Source organism: Microbacterium helvum (assembly GCF_014779795.1).
In the GTDB taxonomy this organism is placed as follows: Bacteria; Actinomycetota; Actinomycetes; order Actinomycetales; family Microbacteriaceae; genus Microbacterium; species Microbacterium helvum.
On record NZ_JACXZS010000023.1, the window covers coordinates 1 to 7,208 of the forward strand.

Consider the following 7,208-nt stretch of genomic DNA (forward strand, 5'->3'; position numbering starts at 1 on the left):
TCGATAGAGCGATGCAGAATCAGGCATCGAAGTTCATCGATATCACCGGAGGCTGCTGTGACCCTGCTCGACCTGACTCCCCGCGTCGCCGACACAGGCCGCCTGACGGCACTGCCGGTCGCGATCATCGGCGCCGGCCCCATCGGACTGGCGGCCGCGGCCCACCTCGTGGAGCGAGGGATCGACTTCCTGATCTTCGAGGCCGGCGACGAGGTCGCGGCCAGTGTCCGCTCGTGGGGCCACACGCGCCTGTTCTCGCCGTGGAAGCACCTCGTCGACCCGGCATCCCGTCGTCTGCTGGAGCAGCAGGGGTGGGTCCTGCCCGACCCCGAGCGTGCGCCGTCGGGCGCCGAGCTCGTCGAGAAGTACGTCGCTCCGCTCGCCGCGCTGGAACAGATCGCGCCGCACATCCGGACGGGCGCGGAAGTGATCGGCGTCACGAAGGACCGCATGGACCGCACTCGCACGGCCCGTCGCGCCGCGACGCCCTTCTCGCTGCGGGTGCGTACCGCCGATGGCGAGGTGGAGGACATCGCAGCGCGCGCGGTGATCGATGCGTCTGGAACGTACCTCTCCCCGAACTCGCTGTCGTCCAGCGGGCTCGAGCTGCTGGGCATGACCGAAATCGCTGATCGCGTGACCGCTGCGCTGCCGGACGTCCTCGGCCGGGATCGTGCCATCTTCGCAGGGCGAAGAGTGACCGTCGTCGGTGCGGGGCACTCTGCCGCGAACACCCTCCTTGCCCTGGTGAAGCTCGCGCGTGAAGAGGCGGGGACGACCGTGACCTGGTTGATCCGCAATGCGAAGGCCGTGCGGGTGTCGTCGTCGCCCGATGACGAGCTCATCGGCCGCGCGGACCTCGGCAGCCGGGTCGACCGCGCCGTCCAGCGCGGAGACATCGCACTCGTCGACGGCTTCGAGACCATCCGAGCTCGTCGCGCCGGCGACGCCGTGGAGCTGATCGGCCACCGCGCCGGCGAGGTCGTCACGCACGAGACTGACGTGGTCGTGAACGCCACCGGGTTCCGCCCGAACCTGGACATGCTGCGCGAGATCCGGCTGGAGCTCGACGAGATCGTCGAGGCACCCAAGCGCCTCGCGCCGCTCATCGACCCGAACGTCCACTCCTGCGGGACGGTCGAACCGCACGGCTTCCGCGAGCTGACCCACCCGGAGCAGGGGTTCTTCATCGTCGGCATGAAGTCGTACGGTCGCGCGCCGACCTTCCTGCTCGCCACCGGTTACGAGCAGGTCCGCTCGGTGACGGCGTGGCTCGCCGGTGACGCCGCGTCGGCCGCGAATGTCGAGCTGGTGCTTCCCGCGACGGGCGTCTGCTCGACGGATGCCGGCGGCCGCGGTTCCTGCTGCTCATGACCCTGGTTCGCGTCAGGGTGCCGACGAAGGGATAGACTGCCGTCTATGGGTCAGACGGCGGATCTCACCTCGTTGGGGGATCCGACACGCGCCCGGATCCTCCGGCTGATCCGCGAGTCCGATGGCGGCCGGATGCTGGTCGGCCACCTCGCGAACGCGCTGGGGCTTCGCCAGCCCACGGTGAGTCACCACATGAAGGCGCTGCGCGAGGACGGCGTCGTGATGCGCGAGCCGGACGGCCGCCGCGTCTGGTACTCGATCGCCGAGGATCAGGCCGAGCGAGTCGATGCACTGCTCGGCGTAGGCGAGCGGAGTGCATCGCCCCCGGATCTCGATCGCATCGCGACAGATCTGGCTCAGCGATTCCGCGGCGTGTTCGGTCCTGAGACGGTGCGCGCGAAGGTGCTCGAAAGCTACGAGCTGCTCTCGAAGGGCTCGGATTCGCCGCTGCTGGCAAGTCGCACGGCGACGTTCGCGACGGCGCGGCTGCAGGCGCTTGCGGGTGCCGAAGGGCGGCCGGGCGAGACTCCGACCGTCCTTTTCGTCTGCGTGCAGAACGCCGGTCGCTCGCAGCTCGCGGCGGGAATCCTCCGCCAGCTCGCGGGGGAGCGCGTCACCGTGTGGACGGCCGGCTCTGCGCCCGCAGCCGATGTGCGAGGCAGCATCGTCGCCGCGCTCGACGAGATCGGAGTCTCGATCGGTGGCGAGTTTCCCAAGCCGCTGACCGACGACGTGGTGCGTGCGGCCGATGTCGTGATCACGATGGGCTGCGGCGACGCGTGTCCGATCTACCCGGGCCGGCGGTACCTGGACTGGGATCTGGAAGACCCGGTGGGCAAGGCCCCGGATCGTATCCGCGCCATCCGGGACGACATCGAGACGCGGGTGCGCGCGCTCCTGGCAGATCTTCACGGCGCCGCCACGACCAGCGCTCTTCGCAATCAATAGACACTGGTCTATGCTTTTGTGCGGAAAGCGAGACCGCCATGACTGACAAGCCCACCGTCCTCTTCGTCTGCGTGCACAACGCGGGTCGATCCCAGATGGCCGCGGGCTATCTCCGCGCTCTCGCCGGTGACGAGGTCGAGGTGCTCTCGGCCGGATCGGCCCCGAAGGATGTCATCAATCCGGTGGCCATCGATGCGATGGCCGAAGAGGGCATCGACATCGCGGGGAACACCCCCAGGGTGCTGACCGTCGACGCGGTGAAGGAGTCGGACGTCGTCATCACCATGGGCTGCGGTGACGCGTGCCCGATCTTCCCAGGCAAGCGCTACGAGGACTGGCAGCTCGACGACCCCGCCGGCCAGTCCATCGATGCGGTGCGTCCCATCCGCGACGCGATCCGCGCCCGCGTGGAAGGGCTGCTCGCAGAGCTGCTGCCCGCGCGCGACTGAGCCGGACTGGACGGCTGCGCGGCGGATCGATACAGGTGCGGAGGATGGGGGATTCGAACTCTCATGTCCGTGAATACAACTCACCCGTTTTGCCGCGTGATTCCGCGGTTTTCGGATGCTGCCCGTCGAGGCCTGCAACGTTCTCCAGCATCGAAATGCGCGGCGTGTCGCCGGTTAGTGTGCCTTAACTGTGCCACGAGCGGGCGATCCGGTGAGTCAAGGGTGCTGTCCGGCTCGCTCGCTAAGCGGTAGTTCGACTGGCGAACGGATTGGGAACGGATCGCTGGTAGAATATGTTGGCAACGACATAATCCGGGAGGGCTGATGACTGTTGCTTCGACACTCGTTCGCGCTGCCCGCAAGAGTCGCCGGCTCACGCAGCAGCAACTCGCTGAACGTGCCCGCGTCGATCAGGGGCGCGTGTCTCGATCCGAAAGTGGCCGCGACGCTGAGTTCAGTACGATCGAGCGGCTGCTGGCCGGCGCGGGACATCGGCTTTACTCCGCACCTACCCGGCGCGATGACGCGGCTACCATCGCTGCCGACATCCGTGATCGGCTCCGTGCCGAGGACAAGGACCGCGCGCTACGCGCCCTCCTGCAACTGAACGACAACCTCAGCGCCGAGCACGGGCTCGTCCGCGGTGTGCTCGGGCTGGCAGAGCCGGAGTCGACCAAGGACCCGGTGTGGGATGCCGCGATCGCCGGCCTTGTGGCGTGGCGACTCGGCGAGGAGGGGCTTCCGACCCCCGAGTGGGTGAATTCTCCCAGTCGGTTCCTTTCTGTGCCACGGACGCTTGATGTCGATTCCGCTGATCCGATCCCGCCGGCGTCGGAGGTACCCGAAGAGTTCGCTGAGCGGGGTGTGCTCGTGTGGCGTGACACGTTCGCGAGCGTCTGATCGTGGGCACGTCACTGGATCGAGACGACATCATCGGAGGCCTTCGCGAGCTCATCGCGGAGCTGCGCGCAGCACACGAGGTCGCTGGTATCCGCCTGGTGGGCGGTGCAGCGCTCGCTCTGCGCTACTTCGATCGTGGGACGACGCAGGACCTGGACTCGCTGCACGTCCAGCCCGGGAGCGATGAAGCCGTCGCTGCGGCCGCGGCTCGTGTCGCGGCCGCGCACGGGTGGGATCCGACTTGGCTCAACTTCGCTGTCGAGCAGGCCGATGCCTTGCCGACGTTCGGTCGTCGAGCGGTCGAGTGGGACACGATCTACGAACGGGGCGGGATTGTGGTCCAGGTCGCGTCCAAAGAGACACTGCTCGCGATGAAGCTCCGCGCCAATCGTCCTGGCCGCGACACCAACGACATCCGTCAGCTGCTGAGCCTGTGCGAGGTCTCTACCCTCGAAGCGGCCGAGGAGCTGTACGAGGACTTCTACCCGGGCGACGGACTCACCGACCGGGCCATCGGGATGGTCGAGCGCATTCTCGACGGCGGCCTGCCCGAGCACGTCCAGTCACCGGGTCGTATCAACCTCTGAGCCCGACTCCGCGGATTCTGCGAAGCGTAGGTCTAGCGCAGCGCGAGCCGGGTGTAATGCGCGGAATCCGCGGATTTCAGGTTGCTCGGAGTCGGAGAGCAAGGCGCCAGGGTGGGGGACGCCGCGGACTTTCCCGGACTCGGGGCGTACCTGGCATCGGTCCTGATCGGTCTAAGTGCCTTGACGTGCGCAGTTAGTCCAGCTGGGCGAGCTCCTCCGCCCACTTCCACGCGGCGCTGGGGTTGCGTGCGTAGAAGCGGTAGCGAGAGTCGGCATCGGGTAGAGGGCTGATGAGTCGCGCATGGACAAGCGACTGAAATGGCTTCTGCAGACTGCTCACGCTCACATCGAGGACTTTGGAGAGTTCGGTAAGGCAAACGATGCCGTCTTCGCTTCGCGCAACAGCGAGCATCAACTCGAGCCGATGAGCCTGCCCGAACACTTGGCGCGACGTCTGGCGGAGTGTCTCTCGACTAACGCGCGTCGTGGCCATACGGTATTCATATCACGTTACGTAGATCGCGTTACGGGAAACGGGTAGATATGGCTCAGCGTTCAGGGATCGAGTGGACTGAGGTCACCTGGAACCCGACGACTGGTTGTGACCGGATCACACCTGGTTGCGACAACTGCTACGCCCTGACGTTGTCGAAACGACTCAAGGCAATGGGTGCCGAGAAGTACCAGAACGACGGCAACCCGATCACATCTGGACCGGGGTTCGCCCTTACGCTGCACGAGTCCGCCTTGCAGCAGCCGTACAAGTGGGGCGGTCGCCGCGTCGTGTTCGTGAACTCGATGAGCGACCTGTTCCACGCGAGGGTGCCCCTTGACTTCGTCAAACGGGTGTTCGAGGTAGTCGCTGACACGCCCCAGCACACATATCAGGTCCTCACGAAACGTTCGTCCCGACTTCCCAAGGTCGCCGACAAGCTCGACTGGCCAGCCAACCTGTGGATGGGTGTATCTATCGAAGACGAAGACCATCTCTACCGTGCCGACGATCTCAGGTCGGTTCCAGCGGCAGTTCGGTTCTTGTCATGTGAGCCGCTACTTGGACCGTTGCCCAATCTCGAGCTCGATGGGATTGACTGGGTAATCACTGGCGGTGAGTCGGGGCACGGAGCGCGTCCGCTCGACCCGGACTGGGTACGCGAGATTCGTGACAAATGCAGGAGTGCGAACGTCCCCTTTTTCCATAAGCAATGGGGTGGCCGGACGCCCAAAGCCGGGGGTCGGGAGCTGGACGGAATGGTGTGGAGCCAGATGCCGCTTCGTAGCGCGAGCTGACGATTCCAAGCACAACCGCGCGCGTTTGCTCAAGGTTGGCTCGCGGCGCGGCGCGGCTAGATCGCTGCACAGTAGGGCATCGATAGCGTGCAGTCGTGACCGCCAACGAGAAGTTCTTCGCCGAGAATAAGAAGGCGGCTGCCGTCCTGAAGCACGGAGTGCTAAAGCGCTACCTAGCGAAGTTCGCCGGCGCTACCGCCTCGACGGCGCCGGGACGCCGGGTCGGCTTCCTGGACGGATACGCGGGGGAGGGGGCTTATACAAACCCGCGCACGGGCGTCGTTTCAGAAGGCTCACCTGCGATCGCATTGCGCATCGCCAATGACGAGTTGCGGGCAAACGTGGAACTCCATTGTCGATTCATAGAACGCGACGAGAAGGCGTTCACTGCGCTTCAGCGTGTTCTCGCCGCCGCCAATAATCCTCAGGCTGTCGCCCTGCACGGCGATGTTCGCGACCACCTTGATTCAGCACTTGAGTCTTTCGGCGGGATGCCAGCGCTTGTCTTCATCGACCCCTTTGGGAGTGGGCCCGACATCGAGTCCACGGTCGAGAAGATTCTCAAGCGCGGCGGTGACATGCCGACCGAGCTCCTCCTGAACTTCTCGATCCAGGCCGTACGACGAATGGGCCCCCGCCTGTGGGAGAAACCAAACGCACCCGGCCGCGAAATGACACTGGCGCGGATGGACGAGTGGCTAGGGGGCGACTGGTGGCGCGAAGTCTTCGACGCCCCGGATCTTCAGGGCATCCCTAAGGAGGAGCGGGCGCACACAGCTGCACTTCGAGTTGCGTCGGAGTACCGGCTACGAGTCTGTCGTGCCGCGGGCTGTCTCGCGTACACCGTGCCTATTCATCGCAAGCCAGCGGACAAGGAACCCTTCTGGCTGATCCTGTTCTTCCCCCGGAGGGTCGCCATGTGGTACTTCAACGAAGCTGTGAGCCTTGCGTTGGGGGACTGGCGCAAGTTCTTGGCGGATGTTGAACTCGATGCAGCCGACCGGATTGATCAAGATCAGCCAGGCATAGTCTCGCAGCTATCCCTTGTTCAGGCCGTGATAGATGCTGATGAAGCGCAGATCCAGGCGGATGCAATTAAGGACATAAAGCGGGCGATCACGTCCGCGCTCTCGACTCGGACGAGCCTGTCGACACGCACCGACTTCGCATTGGTCTTCGGAGCAGCGCTGGGAGTAGGTCGGGAGACGCATCTGCGTAAGGCGTGGAAAGAACTCGCCGGCGAGGGTGTAGTGGTTGCACCGCCCACCGGCTCGCTTGCGAATGCCACAATCCGGCGAAGCGCTTAGCGGTGAGACGTGTAGCTCGCGCGTCTGTCGCCGGGAATTGCAGGTCGAAGCTCTACCCACGGCACCGCTCGACGCTACCACGGTGCCCGGCGGGACGTCGGCATAGCCGGCGAGAACGACCTGTCACTCTCCGACAACTGCCTCGTGGTCGGATCGTGAACGTCCTTGCCTGAGCTATCGGTAGTCTCCACACGCCCGATGGCAGTGCCAATCGCGAGCCTCAGTTTGAATCGCCCTGGGTTTCGTTCCGTTCTTGAAGTAAGGATGGAACACGATGAATCAGAAGTACTCGGCGGAGATGCGTGAGCGCGCGTTGCGGATGCTGGATGAGGCCAAGCCCGATCACGCGAACC

The 7,208-nt window shown here is 65.1% G+C and carries 7 protein-coding genes; all 7 read left to right on the top strand.

The window, feature by feature from the left end:
- The first annotated feature begins 57 nt into the window (after nucleotides 1–57).
- The 7 genes from IF188_RS19885 to tcmP all read left to right on the top strand — a co-directional run bounded on the left by IF188_RS19885 (nucleotide 58) and on the right by tcmP (nucleotide 6,855).
- The gene (locus tag IF188_RS19885; RefSeq protein ID WP_191173551.1) at nucleotides 58–1,374 is read left to right on the top strand and encodes an FAD-dependent oxidoreductase; all 1,317 of its coding nucleotides are present in this window, start codon (nucleotides 58–60) and stop codon (nucleotides 1,372–1,374) included.
- A gap of 45 nt (nucleotides 1,375–1,419) precedes the next feature.
- A complete protein-coding gene (locus tag IF188_RS19890; protein ID WP_191173552.1) occupies nucleotides 1,420–2,322 on the top strand; it encodes a metalloregulator ArsR/SmtB family transcription factor in 903 nt (300 codons plus the stop codon).
- 38 nt (nucleotides 2,323–2,360) lie between these two features.
- On the top strand, nucleotides 2,361–2,771 hold the full coding sequence (locus tag IF188_RS19895) for an arsenate reductase ArsC (RefSeq protein ID WP_191173553.1): 411 nt from the start codon (nucleotides 2,361–2,363) through the stop codon (nucleotides 2,769–2,771).
- Between the two features lie 324 nt (nucleotides 2,772–3,095).
- The gene (locus IF188_RS19900; RefSeq protein WP_191173554.1) at nucleotides 3,096–3,671 is read left to right on the top strand and encodes a helix-turn-helix domain-containing protein; all 576 of its coding nucleotides are present in this window, start codon (nucleotides 3,096–3,098) and stop codon (nucleotides 3,669–3,671) included.
- Nucleotides 3,672–3,673: 2 nt separating this feature from the next.
- Nucleotides 3,674–4,258, top strand: a complete 585-nt coding sequence (locus tag IF188_RS19905; RefSeq protein ID WP_191173555.1) for a hypothetical protein — start codon at nucleotides 3,674–3,676, stop codon at nucleotides 4,256–4,258.
- Nucleotides 4,259–4,801: 543 nt separating this feature from the next.
- Nucleotides 4,802–5,548 carry a DUF5131 family protein gene (locus IF188_RS19910; protein WP_191173556.1) on the top strand — a complete coding sequence of 249 codons (747 nt, stop codon included), beginning with the start codon at nucleotides 4,802–4,804 and terminating at the stop codon, nucleotides 5,546–5,548.
- A 95-nt stretch (nucleotides 5,549–5,643) separates the two neighbouring features.
- Entirely contained in the window at nucleotides 5,644–6,855 is a 1,212-nt protein-coding gene (gene tcmP, locus IF188_RS19915; RefSeq protein WP_191173557.1) for a three-Cys-motif partner protein TcmP, read from the top strand.
- The last annotated feature ends 353 nt before the right edge of the window (nucleotides 6,856–7,208 follow it).